The sequence below is a fragment of the Neorhizobium sp. T25_27 genome, from assembly GCF_002968565.1.
Lineage (GTDB): Bacteria > Pseudomonadota > Alphaproteobacteria > Rhizobiales > Rhizobiaceae > Neorhizobium > Neorhizobium tomejilense.
The window spans coordinates 336,828-361,311 of record NZ_PVBJ01000005.1; the positions used below are offsets into that span (position 1 = coordinate 336,828).

Below are 24,484 nucleotides of genomic sequence, written 5' to 3' on the forward strand. Positions count from 1 at the left end.
CGAAGCAGGTCAGTCATCGTCGTCTCCCGTGTTCTCTTATGTTTTTAATTTGTTCTCATTTTGTTTGAGAGTCAATAAAAGAACAGACCGGAAACAAACATATCGCGATATCCTCCCTCACCTGGTAAACAAGCCATTAATGGTGGGATTTTCGGTTGGATCGGCGCATGCGGATACATCCGGACTGGATGACCATCCGTGGAGGTTTCGAATATGCCCGGATGGGTCGGCGTGTGGAGAGTGGATCCTCGGGTCGAGCCCGAGGATGACGGAGGAAGGGGCGGAGCACACCACCCAGCGGCGTCATCCTAGGGCTCGACCCGAGGATCCAGACGCACGCATATCCGCCTCTTCACATCTCGACGACCTTGCCGCCCTCGATCGTCACGCGGCGGTCCATGCGGCTGGCGAGGTCGTGGTTGTGGGTGGCGATGAGGGCCGCGAGGCCGGACTGGCGCACCAGGGCTTCCAGTGCGTCGAAGACATAGGATGCGGTCTTCGGGTCGAGATTGCCGGTCGGTTCGTCGGCAAGAAGCACGCGCGGGGCGTTGGCGACGGCACGGGCGATCGCCACGCGCTGCTGCTCGCCGCCGGACAGTTCGGAAGGGCGGTGCTCGGCGCGGTGGCCGATGCGCATATAGTCCAGAAGCTGGCTTGCCCGCTCCTTCGCCTCGGCCTTGGAGAGGCCGGCGATCAGCTGCGGCATCATGATGTTCTCGACCGCGGAAAACTCCGGCAGGAGATGGTGGAACTGGTAGACGAAACCGATCTGGTTGCGGCGCATCGCAGTGCGCTCCGCATCGGGAAGTCCGTTGCAGGCATGCCCGGCGAGAAAGACTTCGCCGGCGTCCGGATGTTCGAGCAGGCCGGCGAGATGCAGAAGCGTCGATTTGCCGGTGCCCGACGGGGCGACCAGCGCGACAATCTCGCCGGTCTTAAGGTCGAAATCAGCCCCCTTCAGGATCGAAAGCGTGGTCTCGCCCTGGCCATAGTGACGTTCGACGCCCGAGAGCTGCAAGACGGTTTTGGGTGCCATGAAGGATGTGGGTCCTATTCGTATCGAAGGGCCTGGACAGGATCGAGCCGGGAGGCCCGCCATGCCGGAAGGATGGTGGCGATGAAGGAGAGGACGAGCGCCATCATGACCACCGAGAAGGTCTCGCCAAAGCTCATCTCCGCCGGCAGCTGGCTGAGGAAATAGAGTTGCGGATCGAAGAGGATGGTACCCGAGATCCAGGAGAAGAACTGGCGGATCGATTCGACGTTGAGACAGACGACCACGCCGAGCAGGACGCCTGCGAACGTTCCGACGAGGCCGATCGCCGCCCCGGTCATGAAGAAGATGCGCATGATCGCGCCCGCACCAGCACCCATGGTGCGCAGGATGGCGATATCGCTGCCCTTGTCCTTCACCAGCATGATCAGGCCGGAGATGATATTGAGCGCCGCCACCAGCACGATCAGCGTCAGGATCATGAACATGACGTTGCGCTCCACCTGAAGCGCGGAGAAGAAGGTCTGGTTGCGCTGCCGCCAGTCGGTGATGAAGATCTGGCGGCCGGCGGCCGCCTCGATCCTCGGGCGCAGATCGTCGACATTGTCGGGATTGTCGATGAACAGCTCGATCGACTGAACGATGCCGTCGGCATTGAAATAGAGCTGCGATTCCTCGAGCGGCATATAGATGATCGTCGCGTCGTATTCCGACATGCCGATCTCGAAAATGCCGGAGACCGGATAGGATTTGACGCGCGGATTGACGCCCATCGGCGTCACGTCGCCTTCCGGCGAGATCAGGGTGATCTGGTCGCCGGCGGAAAGGCCGAGCTGGGCTGCGAGCCTGGAGCCGACCAGAACCCCCTGCCCCGAGGCAAAACCGACCATATCGCCCGACTTGACGTTGCCGGCGACTTCCGACAGCTTTTCGAGATCCTCCGGGCGGACACCGCGCACCAGCGCGCCGGAACCCGCACCGCCACGGCCCGATGCCAGCGTCTGGCCCTCGACCAGCGGCAGCGCCATCCGCACACCTGGGATGGCCGCAAATTTCTGGGTGAGCTCGGCGTAGTCGGTGAGCGGCCCGTCGATCGGCTGGACGATCATGTGGCCGTTGATGCCGAGAATGCGCGAGATGAGCTCGGTGCGGAAACCGTTCATCACGGCCATGACGATGATCAGCGTCGCGACGCCGAGCATGATGCCGATGAAGGAAAAACCGGCGATGACCGAGATGAAGGCCTCGCGGCGGCGCGAGCGCAGGTAACGCCAGGCGACCATCCGCTCGAAAGCCGAGAAAGGACCGGCAGCAGGCGAACCGCCCGCCTTTACCGCTTCACCATTCGCCGCGACACTCGCCATGCCATTTCCTCAATCTGGTGATCGCAATTCCGGACGGAAAACCGCTTCACACTTTTCCTGGAATTGCTCCGGCAGCCTGCCGGCTTTATCGGCCGGCAAGCCTGTTCATGGCCGCTTCGACGGTCAGCGTTTCGCGCTCGCCGGTCTTGCGGTCCTTGACCTCCACTTCGCCTGACGCGGCGGACCGGGGCCCGACAATCACCTGGACCGGCACGCCGATCAGGTCGGCGGTCGCGAACTTGGTGCCGGCGCGCTCGTCCGTATCGTCGTAGAGCACGTCCTTGCCGACAGTCGCGAGACCGCCGTAGAGCGTTTCGCAGATCCGGTCGCAGGTCACATCGCCGGGCTTCATGTTGATGACCACGACGTCGAACGGTGCAACCGATGCCGGCCAGATGATTCCGTTGTCGTCATGCGATGCTTCGATGATGGCGGGAACAAGGCGTGTCGGGCCGATGCCGTAGGAACCCATGTGGACAGGGTGCTCCTTGCCGTCCGGTCCCTGCACCCTGGCGCCCATCGGCTCGGAATATTTGGTGCCGAAATAGAAGATATGGCCGACCTCGATGCCGCGGGCGGAAAGCCGGTTGGTCTCGGGAATGGCGTTGAAGGCTTCCTCGTCGTGCATTTCCGAGGTCGCGGCATAGACCGAGGTCCACTTGTCGAAGACCGCCTGCATGGCCTCGACGTCATCGAAATTGGTGTCCGTGCTGGGGATGTCGAAGTTGACGAAATCCTTGTGGGAGAACACTTCCGACTCGCCCGTCTCGGCCAGGATGATGAATTCGTGGGACAGGTTGCCGCCGATCGGACCGGTGTCGGCGCGCATCGGGATCGCCCTGAGGCCAAGCCTGGAGAAGGTGCGCAGATAGGCGGTGAACATCTTGCGATAGGAATGCTCGGCGGCTTCCTTGGTCAGATCGAAGGAATAGGCGTCCTTCATCAGGAACTCGCGCGAGCGCATGGTGCCGAAGCGCGGACGGATCTCGTCACGGAACTTCAGCTGGATGTGATAGAGGTTGAGCGGCAGGTTCTTGTAGGATTTGACGTAGGACCGGAAGATGTCCGTGATCATTTCCTCATTGGTGGGGCCGTAGAGCATCGGCCGCTCCTGGCGGTCCTTGATGCGCAGCATTTCCTTGCCATAGGCGTCGTAGCGGCCGCTTTCCTGCCAGAGTTCGGCGGATTGCAGCGTCGGCATCAGCACCTCAATGGCGCCGGCACGGTTCTGCTCCTCGCGGATGATGGCGTTGACCTTGTCGAGCACGCGCTTGCCGAGCGGCAGCCAGGAATAGATGCCCTGGCTCTGCTGGCGGATCATGCCGGCACGCAGCATCAGCCGATGGGACGCGATTTCCGCTTCCTTGGGGTTTTCCTTCAGGATGGGCATAAAATAGCGGGACAGGCGCATCGCGATTTCCGAGGTTGTCAGGCCTATCCCCAGCAGGCGAGGAATCGGCCATTTTCTTCAACAATATTGGGAGGGTACATAGCCGTTCCTCAGGCCCAAGGGAACCCGCCCCAGCATGAATCGCACGTTGTTCACGAATCTGCGCCGGCACTTCCAGACCCGCCAAAAGCGGGGATTTCGTGGCAAGTGTGCGACATTTTTGTCAACCGAAAAATTTTATCGAAGTGTAGCAAAAATACAAAAAAAGCGGATGACAAAGCACATCCTTTGGGCTAGGTTCAGCTCACAAAAGAGGCAAGGAGTTCAAATTCTTGCCATTTCGCGGTCAAGTCTTGGGAGGATCAGATCTTAGGCGCGCTTGTCGCAGCCCCGGTAACGGTTAAGGATCACGCGACACTAGAAACAAGGCTTAACCGCCTTGTTTTTTTTTGCTTTTTCGCCAATCCGAGCGGCCACGCGGGTGCCTTCGCCGCCGCTCCTATGCCTGCAAATCATGACAAGGAAATGACAGGCTCCCGATGATCCTGCCTTATTCGTGCGCTTCAGTCGAAGGTCGGCACGATGACGGGAATATCGGCAATGCCGACGCCGAAATAGGCGGATGCAACATAGTATCCCAGATAGAGCAGCGTCGAGATCACGGTCGTCAAGAGGATGACGCGGCCGCCGCGAAACCGGGCCGGGGCGCTTTCCACAGTACCGTTGGTCACCTCGCCGTCTTCCTGCTGGCTGCGATAGCCGAGCGGAAGGACGATGAAGAGCACGGTCCACCAGATGATGAAGTAGATGGCGGCGACCGTCAAAAGCGGCATGGTCTCGACTCGATTCCGGTTCGAAGAATTGGCGCCTTATAGGCCTAAAGGCCGGCAAGCTCAAACCTGCATGCCCTGACGTGATGTCACAGTTGCGGGACTCAGACCTGTTCGAGCTCGACCAGGGTGCCGTTGAAGTCCTTCGGATGCAGGAAAAGCACAGGTTTTCCATGGGCTCCGGTCTTTGGAGTGCCGTCTCCGAGGACCCGCGCACCGATCGCCTTCAGCTTGTCGCGTACGGCGATGATATCGTCCACCTCATAGCAGATATGGTGCATGCCGCCGGACGGGTTCTTCTCGAGGAAGGCCGCAATCGGCGAATCGGGTCCGAGCGGCTCGAGCAGTTCCACCTTGGTGTTGGGGAGTTCGACGAAGACCACGGTGACCCCATGCTCGGGCAAGGCCTGGGCCTGGGAGACACGGGCGCCGAGCGTATCGCGATAGGTCGTGGTCGCGACGCCAAGATCCGGCACGGCGATGGCGATGTGATTGACGCGTCCGAGCATGTCTGTCCTCCTTCGGGAACTGCATCCATTCCCGCCCCCTCACCCGAAAAATCTAGCACTTAGCCTTCCGGCTAAGATGCTGATTTTTCTTCCTCCCCCGCCATGGGGGAGGTAGGACTGCGGCGCCGCGGCACTGTTATCCCTCCCCTTGTGGGAGAGAAAGCGATTTCAACATCTTAGCCAAAGGCTAAGTGTTAGAAATCGCAAGTGAGGGGCAAACAACCCGTCCCCTCAGAGACGCGTAACGAACACCGTCACGATCGGTTTCTTGCCCCAGGCCTCGTTGGCGGTGGAGCGGACGGCGCGGCGGATCGCCTCGCGGACCATGTCGAGATCCTTGCGGCGGGCGCGCGGAATGCTTTCGACGGCGCCGAGCACGGCGTCGTAGAGCGTATCCTCCATGTCCTCGCCCTCGTCGTCGAATTCCGGCAGGCCAAAGGCGATGAGATCGGGATCGGTCACGAAGTCATAGCGGGTGTCGAGCAGAACGTTGACGGAGACATGGCCGACGAAGGAGAGCTTGCGGCGGTCGCCGATGCCCATTTCCTCGAAGTCGCCGATCAGCTTGCCATCCTTGAAGATGCGTCCATGCGGCGCATCGCCGATCACCTCGGCCGGGCCGGGCGCCAGACGCAGAATATTGCCGTTCCTGACGCGCGGGATGCTGTTGATGCCGACGGATGCGCCGAGTTCGGCCTGGGCCGTCAGATGCGCGGCCTCGCCGTGGACGGGCACGAGAATCTGCGGGCGAGTCCACTCGTACATCTGCACCAGTTCGCTGCGGCGCGGGTGGCCGGAGACGTGGACGAGCGCGTCGCTGTCGGTGACGATCTTGATCCCCTGCTCGATCAGGCCGTTCTTGATCTCGATGATCGCCTTCTCGTTGCCGGGGATGGTGCGCGAGGAAAAGACCACCGTATCGCCTGACGTCAGCGCCACGTGGCGCATCTCGTCGCGGGCGATCTTAGCGAGTGCGGCGCGCGGCTCGCCCTGGCTGCCGGTCAGGATCACGACAATCTTGTCGCGCGGGATATAGCCGTACTCGTCCTCGGCGATGAAGGGCTTCAGGCCCTCCATGATGCCGATATCGCGGGCGACGCCGACGACGCGCTTCAGCGACGAGCCGAGCAGCAGGACTTCGCGGCCGGCAGCGTCCGCGGCCTGGGCGATCGACCGGATGCGGCCGACATTCGAGGAGAAGGTGGTGATCGCCACCCTGCCCTCGGCCGCCTCGATGATCTGGCGCAGGCCTTCGGAGACTTCCTCTTCCGATGGCGAAACGCCCTCGCGCATGGAGTTGGTGCTGTCGCACATCAGCGCCAGCACGCCTTCGTCGCCAATCTTGCGGAAGCGCGCCTCGTCGGTGAACGGCCCGAGCGATGGCGCGTGGTCGATCTTCCAGTCGCCCGTATGGACAACGTTGCCGAGCGGGGTGCGGATGACCAGCGACATCGGCTCGGGGATCGAATGGTTGACGCCGATTGCCTCGATCTCGAACGGGCCGATATTGATGCGATCGCCGGCCTTGAAGATCGTCACCGGGATTTCGGCGCGCGAACCTTCGTAGTTGCGTTTGGCTTCCAGCATGCCGGCGGTGAACGGCGACGCGTAGACGGGCACGTTGAGACCCGGCCAGAGGTCGTTCATGGCGCCGTAATGGTCCTCATGCGCATGGGTGATGATCATCGCCTTGAGATGGCTGCGCTGGCTGGCGAGGAAGCGGATATCCGGCAGCACGAGATCGACGCCCGGCAGGTCCGGCCCCGGGAAGGTCACGCCGCAATCGACCATGATCCACTGGCGTTTCTCCGGCGTTCCATAGCCGTAGAGGGCGAGGTTCATGCCGATCTCGCCGACGCCGCCAAGCGGCAGAAACACCAGTTCTTCTTGGTTTGCCATTTTCTTTGTCTATTCCATTCCTTGAAAAAATACATCACCGGCGGCGATCGACGTTAGCGCGCCCAGTCCGGTGTCGAGCAGCAAAAATCCTTTGTCATCGATACCTGCGAATGTACCAACAAGCGAGCGGTCCGGCAGGTTCACGGTGATTTTTTCGCCGATGCCGCAGGCGACCTCGCGCCAGCGCCGGCTGATTTCGGGCGTGCCCCGGCCCTCATCCCAGGATTCCAGAACCTGTGCCATCTCTCTGAAAAGATGCGCGAAAAGCTCTTCCGGCGAGACGTTGGCGCCGTGATCGGCAAGCCGCGTGACCGCGTAGGCTGCACTATCGGGCATATGGCGGATATTGATGCCGATGCCGATGACGAGCGCGCGGCGGCCATCCGGCAGCCCCTCGCCCTCCAGAAGGATGCCACAGGTCTTCTTGCGGCCGATCAGGATATCGTTCGGCCATTTGACGTCGAGCGGGTCGCCGCCCGGCGGCAGAACCGACCTGACTGCGGCATGGACGGCGACTGCGACAGCGAGCGGCAGCGAGCCGATCCTCTCCGGCGGCGCAGGATCGATCAGCAGCAGCGAAGCATAGAGATTGCCCGGTTCCGATGTCCAGGCCCGGCCACGGCGGCCGCGGCCGGCGAGCTGCCGCGTTGCGGTCAGCCATAACAAACCGGAATCGCCCGCGCGAGCGCGGGCGAGACATTCGCTATTGGTGGATCCGACCTCGTCGAGCGCCTCGTGACGGAATGCATCGAGCGAGAAACGGCCCCTTGCTCCCGGCATTCTCAGAAGAAGGACTTCGCGGCGGCGCTTGCCGCCGTGCCGATCGGGCCGCCGATCAGCACATAGGCGACGACGAAGAGGCCGGAGAGACCGAAGACCAGGCGCAGTTCGCCGGAGATACGAGCAAACTCGCCCTTGGCTTCATCGAACCACATCAGCTTGACGATGCGCAGGTAATAATAGGCGCCGACGACCGAGGAGAGCACGCCGATGACGGCCAGCGCATAGAGCTTCGCTTCGATCGCCGCGACGAAGACGAAATACTTGGCGAAGAAGCCAGCGAGCGGCGGGATGCCGGCCATCGAGAACATCAGCGCAGTCAGTACCACCGCCATGAATGGCTTGGTCGACGACAGGCCGGCGAGATCGTCGACATTCTCGACATTGCCGCCTTCCTTGCGGCGCATCGCCATGATGCAGGCGAAGGTGCCCAGCGTCATGACCATATAAATGGTCATGTAGAGGACGACGCCCGAGACGCCCGTCTCGGAGCCGGCGGCAAGGCCGACCAGCGCGTAGCCCATGTGGCCGATCGAGGAATAGGCCATCAGTCGCTTGATGTTGCGCTGGCCGATCGCCGCGAACGAGCCGAGCAGCATGGAGGCGATCGACACGAAGACGATGATCTGGCGCCAGTCGGCAACGAGCGGCAGGAAGGCGTCGGACACGATGCGCACCAGGATCGCCATGGCGGCAACCTTCGGGCCGGCCGCGAAGAAGGCGGTGACCGGGGTCGGCGCGCCTTCATAAACGTCCGGCGTCCACATGTGGAACGGCACGGCGGAAATCTTGAAGCAGGCGCCGGCGAGCACGAAGACCATGCCGAAGATCAGGCCCAGGCCACGGGTTTCGGCGGAGAGAACCTTGGCGATGCCCTCAAAGCCGGTATTGCCGGTGAAGCCGTAGACCAGCGACATGCCGTAAAGCATCATGCCGGAGGAGAGCGCGCCGAGGACGAAATATTTGAGGCCGGCTTCGGTCGAGCGCAGGCTGTCCCGGTTGAAGGCTGCGATGACGTAGAGCGCCAGCGACATCAGTTCGAGAGCGAGATAGAACGCGATCAGGTCGTTCGCCGAGATCAGCAGCAGCATGCCGAGCGTCGACAGGACCAGAAGCACCGGGAATTCGAAGCGGTTGAGCTGATCCGACTTCGCATGGCCGACGGACATGACCATGGCGGTGATCGAACCGATGAGCGCCAAGACCTTCATGAAGCGGCCGAAGGCATCAAGCTTGAAGGCGCCGCCATAGGCAACGCCCTCGCCGGGCATGAAGATCAGCCAGAGGCCGGCGACCGCCAGCAGTGCTACCGCAAGCCCCGTCACCGTCGGCGCGGACTTGTCGCCGGAGAAGACGCCGATCATCAGAAGAGCGAGCGCGCCCACGGCCAGGATGATCTCCGGCATCGAGAGCTGCAGGCTTAGGGAGAGAATTTCAGCGGTCATATCCAGTCGTGTCCCGTCTCAGTGCACGTTGAGTGCAAGGTCTTTCGCTGCTGCCAGGGCTGCGGAATAATTGTTCACCAGCAGGTCTACCGATGCTGCCGTCGCATCGAAGATCGGCGCCGGATAGAAGCCGTAGAAGATGGTGATCGCGATCAGCGGATAGAGAATGAGCTTTTCGCGGCCGGAAAGGTCGAGCAGGCCTTTGAGGCTTTCCTTCTCGAGCGCCCCGAAGATCACCCGGCGATAGAGCCAGAGCGCGTAGGAGGCCGAGAGGATGACGCCGGTGGCCGCAAACAGGGCGACCCAGGTGTTGACCCGGAAGACGCCGATGATCGTCAGGAATTCGCCGACGAAGCCGGACGTGCCCGGCAGGCCGACATTGGCCATGGTGAAGATCATGAAGGCGACGGCGTATTTCGGCATGTTGTTGACGAGACCGCCATAAGCCGAGATCTCACGGGTGTGGAGACGGTCGTAGACAACGCCGACGCAGAGGAAGAGTGCGCCCGACACGATGCCGTGCGACAGCATCTGGAAGATCGCGCCCTGCACGCCCTGCACGTTGGCGGCAAAGATGCCCATGGTCACGTAGCCCATGTGGGCGACCGACGAATAGGCGATCAGCTTCTTGATGTCGTCCTGCATCATCGCCACCAGCGATGTGTAGATGATTGCGATGACCGACAGCGAGAAGACCAGCGGCGCGAAATGTTCGGACGCGATCGGGAACATGGCGAGCGAGAAACGGATCATCCCGTAACCGCCGAGCTTCAGCATGACGCCGGCCAGGATCACCGAGCCAGCGGTTGGAGCCTGGACGTGCGCGTCCGGAAGCCAGGTATGGACCGGCCACATCGGCATCTTCACCGAGAAGGCCGCAAAGCAGGCGAGCCAGAGCCAGGTCTGCATGCCGGCCGGGAAGCCGTATTTCAGGAGCGCGGTAATGTCCGTGGTGCCGGCCTGCCAGTACATGGCCATGATGGCGAGCATCATCAGCACGGAGCCGAGCAGCGTATAGAGGAAGAACTTGTAGGAGGCGTAGACGCGGTCCTTGCCGCCCCACACACCGATGATGACGAACATCGGAATGAGGGTCGCTTCGAAGAAGACGTAGAAGAGCACGACGTCGAGCGAAACGAAGACGCCGGTCATGACCACTTCCAGAAGCAGGAAGGCGATCATGTACTCCTTGAGGCGCTTTTCGATCGTATTCCAGCTGGCGAGCACGCAGAAGGGCATCAGGAAGGTCGTCAGGATGACGAACAGCATGGAGATGCCGTCGACGCCGAGATGATAGGAGATGCCGGTGCCGAGCCAGTCGTGCTTCTCGACCATCTGGAAGCCGGCATTCGAGTTATCGAAGCCGATCCAGATGAACAGCGAGACAATGAAGGTGAAGACCGTCGTGAACAGCGCGACGTTGAGGATGTTACGGCGGGCGCCCCGGGCGCGATCGGCTTCATCCCCTGCATGCAGGTTCGAAGAATACGAACGCGCAGCCGAATCCGCGCTCGGCGTCAGAAGCAGCAACAGTACGCCGACCAGCGGCAGAAAGGTGACCGTCGAGAGAATTGGCCAGTCGGTCATTAGATCGAGCTCCCGAGCATCATCCAGGTGACGAGGGCGGCGATGCCGATCAGCATCGCGAACGCATAGTGATAAAGATAACCGGACTGCAGCTTGACCACCCGGTTGGTGACGTCGACCACGCGGGCGGCAACGCCGTTCGGGCCGTAGGTATCGATGACGCCGATGTCACCCTTCTTCCACAGGAACCGGCCGAGCGCCTTGGCGGAGCGGACGAAGAGGAAGTCGTAGAGTTCGTCGAAATACCACTTGTTGAGCAGGAACTCGTAGAGGACCTTCTGCGAAGCGGCGAGACGACGGGGCGTCGACGGCGACTTGATGTAGAAATACCAGGCCGTGACAAAACCGACCGCCATGGCGATGAAGGGGCTCCAGGCGACCAGCAGCGGCACGTGATGGAACTCTTCGAGGATCTTGTTTTCCGGCAGCGTGAACAGTGCGCCCTTCCAGAACTCGGCATATTCGTGGCCGAAGAAATAACCTTCGAACAGAACGCCGGCGAGAACCGCACCGGCGGCAAGGATATAGAGCGGCGCCAGCATGACCATCGGCGATTCGTGCACATGGTGCATGACGTCGGCGGAGGCGCGCGGCTTGCCGAAGAAGGTCAGGAAAGCGAGACGCCAGGAATAGAAGCTGGTGAACAGCGCGGCGATGACCAGAAGCGTGAAGGCAAAGCCCGCCGCCGCCGAATGGGACGAATAGGCGCTTTCGATGATCACGTCCTTGGAGAAGAAGCCGGCGAAACCGAACATGGTTCCCGGGATGCCGACGCCGGTCAGCGCCAGCGTTCCGATCGTCATCATCCAGAAAGTGACCGGGATGTGCTTCCTGAGGCCGCCCATGTAGCGCATGTCCTGCTCGCCATCGACGGCATGGATGACCGAGCCGGCGCCAAGGAACAGCAGCGCCTTGAAGAAGGCGTGGGTGAAGAGGTGGAAGATCGCCGCGCCATAGGCGCCAAGGCCGAGCGCCACGAACATGTAGCCGAGCTGCGAGCAAGTCGAATAAGCGATGACGCGCTTGATGTCGTTCTGGACGAGGCCGACGGTCGCCGCGAAGAAGGCGGTGATCGCGCCGATGATGGTGACGACCAGCAGGGCGCTGGGCGACAGTTCGAAGATCGGCGACATGCGGGCGACGAGGAAGACGCCGGCGGTGACCATGGTCGCGGCATGGATGAGCGCAGACACCGGGGTCGGGCCTTCCATGGCGTCCGGAAGCCAGGTGTGCAGCAGGAACTGCGCCGACTTGCCCATCGCGCCCATGAACAGCAGCAGGCAGACGATGGTGATCGCACCGCTCTTGGTCAGTTCCATGCCGAAGATGTTGGCGATGACCTGAGACGCCTCCGGAGCGCCCGCAGCCGGCAGATAGGTGGCGGCAGCCGCAAAGATCGTCTCGAAGCTGATCGAGCCGAACAAGACGAAGACACCGGCAATGCCGAGAACGAACCCGAAGTCGCCGACGCGGTTGACGATGAAGGCCTTCATCGCGGCAGCCGAGGCCGACGGCTTCTTGTACCAGAAGCCGATGAGCAGGTAGGAGGCCAGACCGACGCCTTCCCAGCCGAAGAACATCTGGGCGAGGTTGTCGGCCGTAACCAGCATCAGCATCGCGAAAGTGAACAGCGACAGGTAGGCGAAGAAGCGCGGCCGATGCGGGTCGTGGTGCATGTAGCCGATCGAATAGACATGCACGAGCGTCGAGACGGTGTTGACGACGACGAACATGACCGCCGTCAGCGTGTCGACGCGAAAAGCCCATTCGACGTCGATGCCGCCGGACTGGATCCAGCGCATGACCGGAACCTTGATCACCCCGCCTGCTTCGCCATGGGCGAGCGCGACGTTGAAAAAGACGATCCAGGAGAGCACGGCCGCTATGATCATCAGGCCGCTGGTGACGTATTCGGACGCCTTTGCGCCGATCGAGCGGCCGAACAGGCCGGCGATCAGGAAGCCGATCAGGGGAAGAAAGACGATTGCCTTGTAGATCATGACCCGATCAGCCCTTCATCATATTGACGTCTTCGACGGCGATCGAACCGCGGTTGCGGTAGAAGACGACGAGAATTGCAAGACCGATGGCCGCTTCGGCGGCCGCCACGGTCAGGATGAACAATGCGAAGACCTGGCCGACGATGTCGTTCAGGAAGGAGGAGAAGGCCACCATGTTCAAGTTGACCGAGAGCAGGATGAGCTCCACCGACATCAGGATGATGATGACGTTCTTGCGGTTCAGGAAGATGCCGAAAACGCCGAGCGTGAAGAGGATGGCGCTGACCGTGAGGTAATGGGAAAGTCCGATTTCCATGTCTTTATTCCTTTTTCCCGCCTCAGACGCCCTGGCCCGGCTTGACCTTGACCACTTCGACGGCTGTCGCCGGCGTGCGGGCCACCTGCTTGGAAACATCCTGTCGCTTGATATTGGTGCGGTGACGCAGGGTCAGCACGATTGCGCCGATCATCGCCACCAGAAGCACCAGGCCGGCGATCTGGAAGAAGTAGACGTAGTTCGTATAGAGCACATCGCCGAGGGCCGCCGTGTTGGTACGGCTGGCCGGGTTCGGGATCGGCATGGTGATCGCCTTGGCCGCTTCCGGCGTCAGCACGCTGCCACCGATGACGACCACCAGTTCGGCGGCGACGATGAGGCCGACCAGCATGCCGATCGGCGCATATTGCAGCACGCCCGAGCGCAGTTCCGCAAAATCGATATCGAGCATCATGACGACGAAGAGGAAGAGAACCGCGACCGCGCCGATATAGACGACCAGCAGGATCATCGCCAGGAATTCGGCGCCCGTCAGCAGGAAGAGACCGGCAGCGTTGAAGAAGACCAGGATGAGAAACAGCACCGAGTGCACCGGGTTCTTGGCCGAAATGACCATGAACGCCGACGCCACCGCGATGAACGCGAAGAGATAGAAGAAGATTGCCTGCAGACCCATCGTGGTGCCTTTTCGTCCCTCACCGGGATCGGGGCGAATGCCCCTACCCGTCGAAACCCGGCCTTGTGATATGCACCGGGTATTTCATCCAGATGTCACCGGCGCACCGCCCGCTGAATGGGGGCCGCCGGACAAATCACCCCGCCTTAGCGGTAGGGCGCATCGATTGCCATGTTGCGAGCGATTTCGCGCTCCCAGCGGTCGCCGTTTTCCAGGAGACGCGCCTTGTCGAAATAGAGTTCTTCGCGCGTCTCGGTCGAGAATTCGAAATTCGGGCCTTCGACGATCGCATCCACCGGGCAGGCTTCCTGGCAGAAGCCGCAATAGATGCACTTCACCATGTCGATATCGTAACGCACCGTGCGACGGGTGCCGTCGTTGCGGCGGGGACCTGCCTCGATGGTGATCGCCTGGGCAGGACAGATCGCCTCGCAGAGCTTGCAGGCGATGCAGCGCTCCTCGCCGTTCGGATAACGGCGCAACGCATGCTCGCCGCGGAAACGCGGAGAGACAGGGCCCTTTTCGAACGGGTAGTTGATCGTCGCCTTCTGCTTGAAGAAGTAGCGCATCGACAGGAAGAACGCGCCGACGAACTCCTTCAGGAACAGCGAATTCACGGCTTGGCCGAGACTTGCCATATTATTCTCCAATGATGCCGGAAGCCTGGACGGTCATGGTCACGCCCACCCAGCCAGCTTCAGCACGAATGCGGTAATGACGACCATGGCAAGCGACAGCGGCAGGAAGATCTTCCAGCCAAGACGCATGAGCTGGTCGTAGCGGTAACGCGGTACGAAGGCCTTCACCATGGCGAACATGAAGAAGACGAGCATCGACTTCAGCATGAACCAGACGATGCCCGGTACCCAGTTGAGGAGCCAGATATCGACCGGCGGCAGCCAGCCCCCGAGGAACAGGATGGTCGTCAGCGCGCACATCAGGCAGACGGCTGCGTATTCGCCGAGCATGAACATCATGTATGGCGAGGAGCCGTACTCGACCATGAAGCCGGCGACCAGTTCCGATTCCGCTTCGGGAAGATCGAAGGGCGGGCGGTTCGTTTCGGCGAGCGCCGAGATGAAGAACACCACGAACATCGGGAACAGCGCCAGCCAGTGCCAATCGAGGAACGAGGCAGGCAGGCCCATCCTCGTGCCGAGGCCGTCATGCTGGGCATTGACGATATCGGTCAGGTTCAGCGAGCCGACGCAGAGCAACACGGTGACGATGACGAAACCGATCGAGACTTCGTAGGAGACCATCTGCGCCGCCGAACGGAGCGCGCCGAGAAACGGATATTTCGAGTTCGAAGCCCAGCCACCCATGATGATGCCGTAGACTTCGAGCGAGGAGATCGCAAAGATATAGAGGATGCCGACATTGATGTTGGCAATGACCCATCCGTCCGCGAGCGGCACCACAGCCCAGGTCGACAGGGCCAGGAGCACGGCAACCAGCGGTGCGAGCAGGAAGACGGCCTTGTTGGCGCCAGCCGGAATGACCGGCTCCTTGAAGACGAACTTCAAAAGGTCGGCGAAGGACTGGAACAGGCCGAAGGGGCCGACGACGTTCGGGCCGCGGCGCAGCTGGACCGCCGCCCAAATCTTGCGGTCGGCAAGCAGAACATAAGCGATGAAGACGAGCAGGCAGACCAGCAGCAGAAGCGACTGCGCGACCATGACGATGCCCGGCCAGACGTAGATGGAAAAGAACGAGTCCATGTTCAAAATTACTCCGCCGCAGCCTGGAAATTGTTGCGGGCCAATGCCGAGCATTCAGCCATGACGGCCGAAGCGCGAGCGATCGGGTTCGTCAAATAGAAGTCTTTGATCGGCGACGCAAACCCGGACTTCGTCATACCACCGGCTTTTTGGCCAAGTGCGGCAATTTCGTTCACCGAGCCCGCCGCAATCTCGTCGATAGCCGCGAAATGCGGGTAATCCGCATAGAGTTTCGCACGCAGGGCGCTCAGCGAATCGAAAGGCAGCTTGTTTCCGAGCACGTCGGAGAGCGCGCGGATGATCGCCCAGTCTTCGCGAGCCTCGCCAGGCGCGAAGCCGGCGCGGTTGCCCATCTGGACTCGGCCTTCGGTATTGACCCAGGTGCCGGACTTTTCGGTATAGGCCGCACCCGGCAGGATGACGTCGGCATTGTGTGCGCCGGCATCGCCATGGCTGCCGATATAGACGGTGAACTTGGCGCCCTTCTTCGAGAAGTCGAGTTCGTCGGCACCGAGCAGGAAGAGGACGTCCATGCCGGCCAGCTGGGCGCTGGCATTGGCGCCGTTTCCGCCCGGCACGAAGCCGAGGTCGAGGCCACCGACGCGGGCAGCGGCAGTATGGAGGACGGCAAAGCCGTTCCACTCATCGGTCAGCGCGCCGACCGAACCGGCAAGCTGGGCGGCCGAGCTAAGGATCGCCGCGCCGTCGGCACGGGAAAGAGCCCCCTGCCCTACGATGATCATCGGGTTCTTTGCAGCCCGCAGCTTGTCGGCGAAGCTGTTTGCGCCGGACGCGAGGTCGGTGAGCGTTTCAGCGCCTGCACCGAGATAGTCGTAGACGTAACGCAGTTCGCTGACTTCGCCGATCACGCCGATCGGGAAGTTGCCGCGGCGGAAGCGCTTGCGGATGCGGGCGTTGAGGACGGCGGCCTCGAGGCGCGGATTGGCGCCGACCAGGAGCAGAGCGCCGGCCTGTTCGATGCCTTCGATGGTCGGGTTGAAGATGTAGCTTGCGCGGCCGAGCGACGGATCAAGCGCCGTCCCGTCCTGGCGACAGTCGAGGTTTTCCGATCCGAGCGACCGGATCAGCTCCTTCAGGGCGTACATCTCCTCGACCGAAGCCAGATCGCCGGCGATCGCGCCGATCTTTGCAGCAGACGTTGCGGAAACGGCAGCCTTGATGGCGCCGAAGGCTTCGCCCCAGGACGCAGCCTGAAGACGGCCGTCCTTGCGGACGTAAGGCCGGTCGAGGCGCTGGGTCTTCAGGCCATCCCAGATGAAACGGGTCTTGTCGGAGATCCACTCCTCGTTCACCTGCTCGTTGACGCGCGGCATGATGCGCATCACTTCGCGGCCGCGGGTATCGACGCGGATCGCCGAGCCGACGGCGTCCATGACGTCGATCGATTCGGTCTTGTTGAGCTCCCACGGACGGGCGGTGAAGGCGAAGGGACGCGAGGTCAGCGCACCGACCGGGCAAAGGTCGATGACATTGCCCTGCAGTTCCGACGTCATCGCGCTTTCGAGATAGGTGGTGATCTCGGCATCCTCGCCGCGGCCGATCAGGCCGAGTTCGGAAATGCCGCCGACTTCGGTGGTGAAGCGGACGCAGCGCGTGCAGTGGATGCAGCGGTTCATCACGGTCTTGACCAGCGGGCCGATATACTTGTCTTCGACGGCGCGCTTGTTTTCCGTGTAACGGGAACTGTCGATGCCGAAGGCCATCGCCTGGTCCTGCAGATCGCATTCACCGCCCTGGTCGCAGATCGGGCAATCCAGCGGATGGTTGATCAGCAGGAATTCCATCACGCCTTCGCGGGCCTTCTTGACCATCGGCGTATTGGTGAAGATTTCCGGCAGCTCGCCGTTCGGGCCGCCGCGGACATCGCGCACGCCCATGGCGCAGGAGGCTGCCGGCTTCGGCGGTCCGCCCTTCACTTCGATCAAGCACATGCGGCAATTGCCGGCGACCGAAAGACGTTCGTGGAAACAAAAGCGCGGGACCTCGGCGCCGGCTTCCTCGCATGCCTGAAGCAGCGTGAAATGATCCGGAACTTCGACCTCTTTGCCGTCAACCTTCAGCTTAACCATCGTCTCACTTACGTCCTTAGTTCCATCCTTTGGGTCTCCTGGGGGTCAGGCGACTCGGGGACATATTCTTTTATTTCAACAGAGCTTTCGCCTGGCCGACCCAGTCGTCGCGGCTGATGCGTCCCTCGAAACCCAATTCCTTGTCGAAACGGGCGATATCGGCCTCGTTCCAGGCCGCGACCTGCGCAAGGCTCGTCACGCCCAGGCCGTTCAGCACTTCCGCCAGCTTCGGGCCGATGCCCGAAATCTGCTTGAGATCTCCGCCGCCGGCAGATGCCTTGGCCGTCTTCGCCTTCTCGGGTTTTACCGGGGCCGGCTTTACCGGGGCCGGCTGCCTGGCCGAAACCTTCGGAGCGACCCTAGGCGCAGCTTTTGCCGGCGCAGCCTTGGCGGCCGGCTTCGTGACCGGTTCGGCAATGGGTGCCGCCTTGAGAACCGGAGCAGCTGCCTTGCGGGGCGCTTTCGGCTTGGCGGCGACCAGCTTCGCAGCCGCTGCTGCAACGACCGGTTCTGCAACCGCCGGCGTTTCCGCGATCGGCGAAGCCTCGGCCGGATTTGGATCGCCGGCCTTCTGGCGGTTGCCCGCTTCCATCGCGCCTTGCAGCGCGCCGAAGAAGACGCCAGCCATCTGGGTGGCAATACCGAAACCGATCGCGGTTGCGGCAGCCATGTTCGCCATCAGCGGATTGAGCTTCATCGCCTCGGAAAAATCGGGCATGCGTGCTGGATCGAGCGCCGGACGATCCGCCGCCTCCCGTTCATGCTCTTTGCCCGACTTCGTCACGTGACTACTCCGCAGCTTCCAGGACGGCGCCATGCGCCGTCGCGTTTCGGGTATACTGGTCGATACGTGCTTCGATCTCCGGACGGAAATGCCGGATCAGGCCCTGGACAGGCCAGGCCGCCGCATCGCCGAGCGCGCAGATGGTGTGACCTTCGATCTGCTTGGTCACCTGGAACAGCATGTCGATTTCGCGCTTCTGGGCATTGCCCTTGACCATGCGCTCCAGCACCCGCCACATCCAGCCGGTGCCTTCGCGGCACGGCGTGCACTGGCCGCAGCTCTCGTGCTTGAAGAAGGCCGAGATGCGGGCGATCGCCTTGATGACGTCCGTCGACTTGTCCATGACGATGGCGCCGGCGGTGCCGAAGGAGGAGCCGACGGCGCGCAGGCCGTCGAAATCCATCTGGCAGTCCATGATGTCCTTGGCCGGCACGATCGGGCAGGATGCGCCGCCGGGGATGACCGCAAGCAGATTGTCCCAGCCGCCGCGGATGCCGCCGGCATGCTTGTCGACCAGCTCCCGGAAGGTGATGCCCATCACTTCTTCGACGGTGCACGGCTTGTTGACGTGGCCGGAGAGCATGAACAGCTTGGTGCCGACATTGTTCGGACGGCCCATGGACGAGAACCAGCCGGCGCCGCGGCGAAGGATGGTTGGGGCAACCGCGATCGATTCGACGTTGTTGACCGTGGTCGGGCAGCCGTAGAGGCCCATGTTTGCCGGGAACGGGGGTTTAAGGCGCGGCTGGCCCTTCTTGCCTTCGAGGCTTTCGAGCAGCGCGGTCTCTTCGCCGCAGATATAGGCGCCGGCGCCGTGGTGGACGTAGATGTCGAAATCCCAGCCAAGCTTGTTGTTGCCACCGAGCAGGCCGAAATCATAGCACTCGTCGATCGCCGCCTGCAGCGCTTCGCGCTCGCGCATGTATTCGCCGCGCACGTAGATGTAGGCCGTGTTGGCGCCCATGGCGAAACCGGCGATGACGCAGCCTTCGATCAGCGTATGCGGATCGTGGCGCATGATTTCGCGGTCCTTGCAGGTGCCGGGCTCGGATTCGTCGGCATTGACCACGAGGTAATGCGGGCGGCCATCCGATTCCTTCGGCATGAAGGACCATTTGAGACCGGTCGGGAAGCCTGCGCCGCCGCGGCCGCGAAGACCCGAAGCCTTCATCTCGTTGATGATCCAGTCCCGGCCCTTCTCGATGATCTCCTTGGTGCCGTCCCAATGGCCGCGGCTCATCGCGCCTTTCAGGGACTTGTCCTTGAGGCCGTAGATATTGGTAAAGATGCGATCCTGATCTTTCAACATGATCTATTCCACAAGTCCGTCGCGATTAAGCCGGTTGCCAGTCGATATATTGCAGCCTTTTTCAAAGGCCGCACACAAATTCTCAAATGTCACGACTCACCTTCAGTCGTGGTCTTGCGCCGCGTACGCTTCGGCTTCAAGTCCCCGGAGACCGCGCCGGGTTCCGGCGGCGCGCCTTCCGCTGCACTGCCGGGCGTCTTCGGAGCCGGTTTGCTCTTGGCCGTCGCCGAGAGCGGCTGCTTCTCCGCGACCTTGGCATTCGCGGCCGCCGCCGCCGGGGCGGTGGCAGGGGTCTTCAGTTTCGGGTCCGTCTCCGGCGCGGTGTCCTTCGGACGCCCGGCATCGGCCGGAGGAATGCTTGCAGCTGCCGCGGCCTCTTCGGCGCTCGGATGTGGGTCGAGATTGGTGCGGACCGGCTTGATCTCGTCGTTCAACGTCTGCGGGCCGCCTTCGGGCGCCGAGAAGATGCGGTCGATCTGCGGGCCGGGCTTGATCTCATCGCCCTTGCCGGCTTCGAAAGCATCGATGATCTCCTCGAGACGCTGCGGCGTCAGGTCCTCATAGGCATCCTTGAAGATGATGACCATCGGTGCGTTGACGCAGGCGCCCTGACATTCGACCTCTTCCCACGACAGCGTGCCGTCGGCGTTCAGCGCGAACGGATCGTGGTGGATCTTGTGCTGACAGACCTTCATCAGGTCCTCGGCGCCGCGCAGCATGCAGGGCGTGGTGCCGCAGACCTGGATATGGGCGCGGGTACCGACCGGCTTCAGCTGGAACTGGGTGTAGAAGGTCGCGACTTCGAGGACGCGGATATAGGGCATGTCGAGCTTGTTTGCGACGAATTCGATCGCCGCGCGGGTCACCCAGCCATCCTGTTCCTGCGCACGCATCAGGAGCGGGATGACAGCCGATTGCTGCCGGCCTGCCGGATATTTCCTGATCGTTGCCTCGGCCCAGACGGAATTCTCGTCATTGAAGGCGAAAATTGCCGGCTGCACCTGGTCTTCGGCTAATCGACGAACGGACATTCTTTTCCACGCCTTATCAGTTTATGGATCCACACCGCGATCTCGTGAGCGTCACGAATTCGCAGGCATAGGCAGACTTGTCTTTCTGCATGAACACTATGAACTTTGTTCCACTGGGAACGGAGGACTTGATCTCGTATCCTTCGGACAGGAGATCCTTCATCGACCTCGATCCGCCGCCTTGCGTCGAGATCGCGCCATCCGTCTGAGCCTGCTGCGCGAACGCAACCGGGGCAGCAGAGACGAGGGCAGCGAAAACGACGGCGCGGAGCATCAGCGGTCCACCTCGCCGAAGACGATGTCGATCGAGCCGAGCACCGCCGAGACGTCGGCCAGCTGGTGACCCCGACAGATGAAATCCATCGCCTGGAGGTGGGCGTAACCCGGCGCGCGAATCTTGCAGCGATAGGGCTTGTTGGTGCCGTCGGCGACCAGGAAGACGCCGAACTCGCCCTTCGGGGCCTCGACCGCCGCATAAACCTCGCCGGCCGGCACGTGGTAACCTTCGGTATAGAGCTTGAAGTGATGGATCAGCGCTTCCATCGACCGCTTCATCTCGCCGCGCTTCGGCGGCACGACCTTGCCGTCCGTAGACGAGAACGGGCCGGTCCTGGCATCGCCGAGCAGACGGTTGACGCACTGCTTCATGATCTTCACCGACTCGCGCATCTCGATCATGCGGATCAGGTAACGGTCGTAGCAGTCGCCGTTCTTGCCGATCGGAATGTCGAACTCAAGGTCGGAATAGCACTCATAAGGCTGCGAGCGGCGCAAGTCCCAGGCAGCGCCCGAACCGCGGACCATGACGCCGGAAAAGCCCCAGGCCCAGGCGTCTTCGAGCTTGACGACGCCGATATCGACGTTGCGCTGCTTGAAGATGCGGTTGCCGGTGAGCAGGTCGTCGATGTCGTCGAGCTTTGCCGGGAATTCATCGCACCACTTGCCGATATCCTCGACCAGTTCCGGCGGCAGGTCCTGATGGACGCCGCCCGGACGGAAATAGGCCGCATGCATGCGCGAGCCCGAGGCGCGCTCGTAGAACACCATCAGCTTTTCGCGCTCTTCGAAACCCCAGAGCGGCGGCGTCAGCGCGCCGACGTCCATCGCCTGCGTGGTGACGTTGAGGAGATGCGAAAGGATGCGGCCGATTTCCGAATAGAGCACGCGGATCAGCTGGCCGCGGATCGGGATCTGGATATCCAGGAGCTTTTCGACGGCGAGCGCGAAAGCATGTTCCTGGTTCATCGGCGCGACGTAGTCGAGGCGGTCGAAATAAGGGATCGCCTGCAGATAGGTCTTGGTCTCGATCAGCTTTTCGGTGCCGCGGTGCAAAAGACCGATATGCGGATCGACGCGCTCGACGATTTCGCCATCAAGCTCCAGGACAAGGCGCAACACGCCATGCGCCGCCGGATGCTGCGGTCCGAAATTGATGTTGAAGTTGCGGACGTTATGTTCGGTCATACTGCTTGCTCCATGCCGGGCGGCGGATCGCACCGGGCGGGAAAGACGTGCATTCGGCTGGCGCGGATGCGCCGGTCTTAGGCTTTGGCCTTTTCATCCCCGGGGAGCACGTAGTCCGTGCCTTCCCAGGGAGAGAGGAAATCGAAACTGCGGAATTCCTGGCGCAGTTCGACGGGCTCATAGACGACGCGCTTGGCGTTGTCGTCGTAACGAACCTCGACGAAACCGGTGGTCGGGAAGTCCTTGCGCAGCGGATGGCCTTCAAAACCGTAGTCCGTCAGGATGCGGCGCAGGTCCGGATGGCCGGTGAACAGGATGCCGTACATGTCCCAGGCTTCGCGCTCGAACCAGTCGGCGCCCGGGTAGACCGGGCAGGCAGACGGAACCGGCTCGTCCTCGGCGGTCGCGACCTTGATGCGGATACGCTGGTTCTGGCGGGGCGACAGAAGGTGATAGACCACGTCGAAGCGCTTTTCGCGCGCCGGATAATCCACACCGCAGATGTCGATGAAGCTGATGAACCCGCACTGCACGTCGTCGCGCAGGAAGGTCAGCAGCGGCAGCAGGTTTTCCGCCGTCGCGGTCAGCGTCAGCTCGCCATAGGCGATTTCCGCATCCGCCACGAGGGACGGACGCGCTTCGCGGATGTAGGTCGAAAGCTCGTTCAGGGCTTCACTCATGATCTTGTCCAATTACCCTTAGCCTCTGGCCTCAGCGCTCGATCGTGCCGGTCCGTCGGATCTTCTTCTGCAGCAGAAGCACGCCGTAGAGCAGTGCCTCCGCCGTGGGGGGACAGCCCGGAACATAGATATCGATCGGCACGATGCGATCGCAGCCGCGCACCACCGAATAGGAATAGTGGTAATAACCGCCGCCATTGGCGCAGGAGCCCATGGAGATGACGTAACGCGGCTCCGGCATCTGGTCGTAGACCTTGCGGAGCGCGGGCGCCATCTTGTTGGTCAGCGTGCCGGCGACGATCATCACGTCCGACTGGCGCGGCGAGGCGCGCGGCGCAAAACCGAAGCGCTCAACGTCATAACGCGGCATCGAAAGCTGCATCATCTCGACCGCGCAGCAGGCGAGGCCGAAGGTCATCCACATCAGCGAGCCCGTGCGGGCCCAGGTGATCAGCTCGTCCGTGGAGGTGACGAGAAAACCCTTGTCGGCGAGTTCATTGTTGATCTCGCCGAAGAACGCGTCGTCGCTGCCGATGGGCTTGCCCGTATTCGGATCGATAATGCCCTTGGGCTGTGGCGCGACGAGAGTGCTGCCGTTGTCGACTACTCCCATTCCAGCGCTCCTTTCTTCCATTCATATATAAAGCCGATCGTCAGAACGGCGAGGAATACCATCATCGACCAGAAGCCGAACCAGCCAATCGCACCGAACGATACCGCCCACGGGAAAAGGAAGGCCACTTCGAGGTCGAAGATGATGAAGAGGATCGAGACCAGGTAGAAGCGAATATCGAACTTCATGCGCGCATCGTCGAAGGCGTTGAAGCCGCATTCGTAGGCCGACAGCTTTTCCGAATCGGGCGCCTTGTAGGCGACGGCGAACGGCGCAACCAGAAGCGCGATGCCGATCACCAGGGAAATGCCGATGAAAATCGCGATCGGGATATAGGAAGTGAGGAGTTCACTCATTGTATTCGATCCCAGCTTGCCTGAAGCGTCGGGAGACGACGCCTGAATATCAATGCACAGGCAAAGCGAACGTGCATTGCAACAAGCCGTGGTTAGCGCAGCCGAAGCCCCGGCGCAAGCTTTTTGAATGTCGCATCCTGCGCCAAAATGGAGCAGTTCAAACGATTATCAGCGGCCGCATCGTGGCGACAGCCTCCGGCCGTGATCGTCAGGGACCGGCAACGGCCAAATCATATAGGGAAGGGCGTTCTCTCGGATGGTAAATGGCGCGAGTGACGGGGCTCGAACCCGCGACCTCCGGCGTGACAGGCCGGCACTCTAACCGACTGAGCTACACCCGCGCATAATGCCGACTGGCGGCTCGCCCCCTACGCCCAAGAAGCGTAAAAAGCGGGTTGTCCGAAGAAGAGAATGGCGCGAGTGACGGGGCTCGAACCCGCGACCTCCGGCGTGACAGGCCGGCACTCTAACCAACTGAGCTACACCCGCGCATTTCTCTTGAGGTCGAAACCTCTTGGCCGGGCGACCTCAATCGCTCGGTTGAGCGGCTAACTAAGAGGTTCGTGATCGGGTGTCAAGCGCGTTTCAAGACAAAAGGATGACGTCTCGTCGCTTTGCCCTCTCCTGCCCCATATACGCCCCTGTCCAGTCGGCTCTTCCCCAAAATTTTCAAAAAAACATCATG

General features: G+C 61.7%; 23 protein-coding genes and 2 tRNA genes. All 25 read right to left on the minus strand.

What is annotated here, in order from left to right; genetic code table 11:
• Nucleotides 1-352: 352 nt before the first annotated feature.
• On the minus strand, nt 353-1,036 hold the full coding sequence (locus tag C5J24_RS17375) for an ABC transporter ATP-binding protein (RefSeq protein WP_046624259.1): 684 nt from the start codon (nt 1,034-1,036) through the stop codon (nt 353-355).
• 14 nt (nt 1,037-1,050) lie between these two features.
• The gene (locus C5J24_RS17380) at nt 1,051-2,358 is read right to left on the minus strand and encodes a lipoprotein-releasing ABC transporter permease subunit (protein WP_105419525.1); all 1,308 of its coding nucleotides are present in this window, start codon (nt 2,356-2,358) and stop codon (nt 1,051-1,053) included.
• 85 nt (nt 2,359-2,443) lie between these two features.
• Nucleotides 2,444-3,769 (minus strand): proline--tRNA ligase, encoded by a 1,326-nt coding sequence (gene proS / locus C5J24_RS17385; protein ID WP_105419526.1) that lies wholly within the window; start codon nt 3,767-3,769, stop codon nt 2,444-2,446.
• Nucleotides 3,770-4,311: 542 nt separating this feature from the next.
• Nucleotides 4,312-4,581: a DUF1467 family protein gene (locus tag C5J24_RS17390; protein WP_105419528.1), complete on the minus strand. Its 270-nt coding sequence runs from the start codon at nt 4,579-4,581 to the stop codon at nt 4,312-4,314.
• Between the two features lie 101 nt (nt 4,582-4,682).
• Nucleotides 4,683-5,087, minus strand: a complete 405-nt coding sequence (gene mce / locus C5J24_RS17395) for a methylmalonyl-CoA epimerase (protein ID WP_105419530.1) — start codon at nt 5,085-5,087, stop codon at nt 4,683-4,685.
• Between the two features lie 231 nt (nt 5,088-5,318).
• On the minus strand, nt 5,319-6,986 hold the full coding sequence (locus C5J24_RS17400; RefSeq protein ID WP_105419531.1) for a ribonuclease J: 1,668 nt from the start codon (nt 6,984-6,986) through the stop codon (nt 5,319-5,321).
• A 9-nt stretch (nt 6,987-6,995) separates the two neighbouring features.
• Entirely contained in the window at nt 6,996-7,766 is a 771-nt protein-coding gene (locus C5J24_RS17405) for a biotin--[acetyl-CoA-carboxylase] ligase (RefSeq protein WP_105419533.1), read from the minus strand.
• A gap of 2 nt (nt 7,767-7,768) precedes the next feature.
• Complete coding sequence (nuoN, locus tag C5J24_RS17410) at nt 7,769-9,211, minus strand: NADH-quinone oxidoreductase subunit NuoN (RefSeq protein WP_105419535.1); 1,443 nt, start codon at nt 9,209-9,211, stop codon at nt 7,769-7,771.
• 18 nt (nt 9,212-9,229) lie between these two features.
• Nucleotides 9,230-10,741: an NADH-quinone oxidoreductase subunit M gene (locus C5J24_RS17415; protein WP_371674543.1), complete on the minus strand. Its 1,512-nt coding sequence runs from the start codon at nt 10,739-10,741 to the stop codon at nt 9,230-9,232.
• Between the two features lie 56 nt (nt 10,742-10,797).
• Complete coding sequence (nuoL, locus tag C5J24_RS17420; RefSeq protein WP_105419539.1) at nt 10,798-12,798, minus strand: NADH-quinone oxidoreductase subunit L; 2,001 nt, start codon at nt 12,796-12,798, stop codon at nt 10,798-10,800.
• 7 nt (nt 12,799-12,805) lie between these two features.
• Nucleotides 12,806-13,114, minus strand: a complete 309-nt coding sequence (gene nuoK, locus C5J24_RS17425) for an NADH-quinone oxidoreductase subunit NuoK (protein ID WP_007772674.1) — start codon at nt 13,112-13,114, stop codon at nt 12,806-12,808.
• A 22-nt stretch (nt 13,115-13,136) separates the two neighbouring features.
• Nucleotides 13,137-13,751, minus strand: a complete 615-nt coding sequence (locus C5J24_RS17430; RefSeq protein WP_046635483.1) for an NADH-quinone oxidoreductase subunit J — start codon at nt 13,749-13,751, stop codon at nt 13,137-13,139.
• A 146-nt stretch (nt 13,752-13,897) separates the two neighbouring features.
• Nucleotides 13,898-14,389 (minus strand): NADH-quinone oxidoreductase subunit NuoI, encoded by a 492-nt coding sequence (gene nuoI / locus C5J24_RS17435; RefSeq protein WP_037080524.1) that lies wholly within the window; start codon nt 14,387-14,389, stop codon nt 13,898-13,900.
• A gap of 39 nt (nt 14,390-14,428) precedes the next feature.
• Complete coding sequence (gene nuoH / locus C5J24_RS17440) at nt 14,429-15,472, minus strand: NADH-quinone oxidoreductase subunit NuoH (protein ID WP_038593139.1); 1,044 nt, start codon at nt 15,470-15,472, stop codon at nt 14,429-14,431.
• Between the two features lie 8 nt (nt 15,473-15,480).
• Entirely contained in the window at nt 15,481-17,562 is a 2,082-nt protein-coding gene (nuoG, locus tag C5J24_RS17445; protein WP_105419541.1) for an NADH-quinone oxidoreductase subunit NuoG, read from the minus strand.
• Between the two features lie 70 nt (nt 17,563-17,632).
• Entirely contained in the window at nt 17,633-18,346 is a 714-nt protein-coding gene (locus C5J24_RS17450) for a 5' DNA nuclease (protein ID WP_245446674.1), read from the minus strand.
• Between the two features lie 4 nt (nt 18,347-18,350).
• Complete coding sequence (gene nuoF / locus C5J24_RS17455; RefSeq protein ID WP_038541986.1) at nt 18,351-19,655, minus strand: NADH-quinone oxidoreductase subunit NuoF; 1,305 nt, start codon at nt 19,653-19,655, stop codon at nt 18,351-18,353.
• An 89-nt stretch (nt 19,656-19,744) separates the two neighbouring features.
• Complete coding sequence (gene nuoE / locus C5J24_RS17460) at nt 19,745-20,686, minus strand: NADH-quinone oxidoreductase subunit NuoE (RefSeq protein WP_371674523.1); 942 nt, start codon at nt 20,684-20,686, stop codon at nt 19,745-19,747.
• A 16-nt stretch (nt 20,687-20,702) separates the two neighbouring features.
• On the minus strand, nt 20,703-20,963 hold the full coding sequence (locus C5J24_RS32390) for a hypothetical protein (RefSeq protein WP_371411959.1): 261 nt from the start codon (nt 20,961-20,963) through the stop codon (nt 20,703-20,705).
• Nucleotides 20,960-22,150 carry an NADH-quinone oxidoreductase subunit D gene (locus tag C5J24_RS17470; protein WP_105419565.1) on the minus strand — a complete coding sequence of 397 codons (1,191 nt, stop codon included), beginning with the start codon at nt 22,148-22,150 and terminating at the stop codon, nt 20,960-20,962. Before C5J24_RS17470 ends, C5J24_RS32390 begins: the two co-directional genes overlap by 4 nt.
• A 77-nt stretch (nt 22,151-22,227) precedes the next feature.
• Nucleotides 22,228-22,830 carry an NADH-quinone oxidoreductase subunit C gene (locus C5J24_RS17475; RefSeq protein WP_046636651.1) on the minus strand — a complete coding sequence of 201 codons (603 nt, stop codon included), beginning with the start codon at nt 22,828-22,830 and terminating at the stop codon, nt 22,228-22,230.
• Between the two features lie 31 nt (nt 22,831-22,861).
• Complete coding sequence (locus C5J24_RS17480; RefSeq protein ID WP_037080534.1) at nt 22,862-23,443, minus strand: NADH-quinone oxidoreductase subunit B family protein; 582 nt, start codon at nt 23,441-23,443, stop codon at nt 22,862-22,864.
• Nucleotides 23,434-23,799 carry an NADH-quinone oxidoreductase subunit A gene (locus C5J24_RS17485; protein ID WP_037080537.1) on the minus strand — a complete coding sequence of 122 codons (366 nt, stop codon included), beginning with the start codon at nt 23,797-23,799 and terminating at the stop codon, nt 23,434-23,436. The genes C5J24_RS17480 and C5J24_RS17485 overlap by 10 nt, the downstream gene beginning before the upstream one ends.
• Nucleotides 23,800-24,063: 264 nt before the next feature.
• Nucleotides 24,064-24,140: transfer RNA gene (locus C5J24_RS17490), tRNA-Asp, on the minus strand.
• A gap of 71 nt (nt 24,141-24,211) precedes the next feature.
• A tRNA-Asp gene (locus C5J24_RS17495) sits at nt 24,212-24,288 on the minus strand.
• Between the last annotated feature and the right edge of the window lie 196 nt (nt 24,289-24,484).

Bases quoted from the DNA above. Each gene is read 5' to 3' on its own strand.
- C5J24_RS17375 (WP_046624259.1), bottom strand. From the start codon at position 1,036: ATGGCACCCAAAACCGTCTTGCAGCTCTCGGGCGTCGAACGTCACTAT.
- C5J24_RS17380 (WP_105419525.1), bottom strand. From the start codon at position 2,358: ATGGCGAGTGTCGCGGCGAATGGTGAAGCGGTAAAGGCGGGCGGTTCG.
- proS (WP_105419526.1), bottom strand. From the start codon at position 3,769: ATGCGCCTGTCCCGCTATTTTATGCCCATCCTGAAGGAAAACCCCAAG.
- C5J24_RS17390 (WP_105419528.1), bottom strand. From the start codon at position 4,581: ATGCCGCTTTTGACGGTCGCCGCCATCTACTTCATCATCTGGTGGACC.
- mce (WP_105419530.1), bottom strand. From the start codon at position 5,087: ATGCTCGGACGCGTCAATCACATCGCCATCGCCGTGCCGGATCTTGGC.
- C5J24_RS17400 (WP_105419531.1), bottom strand. From the start codon at position 6,986: ATGGCAAACCAAGAAGAACTGGTGTTTCTGCCGCTTGGCGGCGTCGGC.
- C5J24_RS17405 (WP_105419533.1), bottom strand. From the start codon at position 7,766: ATGCCGGGAGCAAGGGGCCGTTTCTCGCTCGATGCATTCCGTCACGAG.
- nuoN (WP_105419535.1), bottom strand. From the start codon at position 9,211: ATGACCGCTGAAATTCTCTCCCTAAGCCTGCAGCTCTCGATGCCGGAG.
- nuoL (WP_105419539.1), bottom strand. From the start codon at position 12,798: ATGATCTACAAGGCAATCGTCTTTCTTCCCCTGATCGGCTTCCTGATC.
- nuoK (WP_007772674.1), bottom strand. From the start codon at position 13,114: ATGGAAATCGGACTTTCCCATTACCTCACGGTCAGCGCCATCCTCTTC.
- C5J24_RS17430 (WP_046635483.1), bottom strand. From the start codon at position 13,751: ATGGGTCTGCAGGCAATCTTCTTCTATCTCTTCGCGTTCATCGCGGTG.
- nuoI (WP_037080524.1), bottom strand. From the start codon at position 14,389: ATGGCAAGTCTCGGCCAAGCCGTGAATTCGCTGTTCCTGAAGGAGTTC.
- nuoH (WP_038593139.1), bottom strand. From the start codon at position 15,472: ATGGACTCGTTCTTTTCCATCTACGTCTGGCCGGGCATCGTCATGGTC.
- nuoG (WP_105419541.1), bottom strand. From the start codon at position 17,562: ATGGTTAAGCTGAAGGTTGACGGCAAAGAGGTCGAAGTTCCGGATCAT.
- nuoF (WP_038541986.1), bottom strand. From the start codon at position 19,655: ATGTTGAAAGATCAGGATCGCATCTTTACCAATATCTACGGCCTCAAG.
- nuoE (WP_371674523.1), bottom strand. From the start codon at position 20,686: ATGTCCGTTCGTCGATTAGCCGAAGACCAGGTGCAGCCGGCAATTTTC.
- C5J24_RS17470 (WP_105419565.1), bottom strand. From the start codon at position 22,150: ATGACCGAACATAACGTCCGCAACTTCAACATCAATTTCGGACCGCAG.
- C5J24_RS17475 (WP_046636651.1), bottom strand. From the start codon at position 22,830: ATGAGTGAAGCCCTGAACGAGCTTTCGACCTACATCCGCGAAGCGCGT.
- C5J24_RS17480 (WP_037080534.1), bottom strand. From the start codon at position 23,443: ATGGGAGTAGTCGACAACGGCAGCACTCTCGTCGCGCCACAGCCCAAG.
- C5J24_RS17485 (WP_037080537.1), bottom strand. From the start codon at position 23,799: ATGAGTGAACTCCTCACTTCCTATATCCCGATCGCGATTTTCATCGGC.